General features: G+C 70.2%; 2 protein-coding genes. One reads left to right on the top strand and one right to left on the bottom strand.

Annotated elements, in window-relative coordinates; all coding sequences use genetic code 11:
- On the top strand, nucleotides 1–315 hold a 315-nt coding region (locus tag ABY44_RS08275; protein WP_431641092.1), incomplete at its 5' end, for a GNAT family N-acetyltransferase.
- 39 nt (nucleotides 316–354) lie between these two features.
- Here ABY44_RS08275 and ABY44_RS08270 read toward each other — a convergent pair.
- Nucleotides 355–635, bottom strand: a 281-nt coding sequence (locus ABY44_RS08270) for a LysR substrate-binding domain-containing protein (protein ID WP_431641091.1), incomplete at its 5' end; no start/stop codon positions are given.

Raw genomic sequence — 635 nt, 5'->3', positions numbered from 1 at the left:
AGTGCCATCGACCGCGGCGACGGGCCGCCGCAGCTGGCGGGCGGCATGCCCGTGTCTGTTCCCATCGTGCTGCTCGGGCGTCTGGCTGTGGACCGGGAGTACGCCGGTCGGGGTCTCGGGTTCTCCCTCCTGCAGCACGCGACGATGCGAGCGCTCGAAGCCGCAGACGCCCTCGGCGTCCGTGCCATCCTGGTGCACGCGATCAACGACGAGATCGTCCCGTTCTACGAGCGATTCGGCTTCACCGCCTTCCCCGAGGCGCGTCGTACCCTCTTCCTTCTCGTGCAGGATGCACGCGCGACCCTCGCGCGGTGATCCGGCTGCCCCGCTCCTCGGAGTAACGCATGGCGGTGCTCAGCCGCTCGCGCCGTCGAGCATCGCCTTCGACGCACGCGTCTGCGCGCGCAGGGCTGCGGCGAGAGCGGAGACGGCCGGCAGGCGCAACGACTCGGGCCGTGCGACCAGGTAGTACGGCAGCTTCTCGGCGAAGACCGTGGGCAGCAGGCGCACGAGATCGGGATGGCGGTCGGCCGCGAAGCAGGGGAGGAGCCCGATGCCGGCGCCTACTCTGGTCGCCTCCACGTGCACGAAGACATTGGTGGAGGTGAGTCCGTCCTGCATGCGCGGGACGAGAC

The sequence above is a fragment of the Burkholderia sp. ZZQ-2 genome (assembly GCF_050768715.1).
Classification (GTDB): domain Bacteria; phylum Pseudomonadota; class Gammaproteobacteria; order Burkholderiales; family Burkholderiaceae; genus Burkholderia; species Burkholderia cepacia.
The sequence above is the reverse complement of the archived record's forward strand: the minus strand, read 5'-3'. Positions and strand labels throughout refer to the sequence as shown.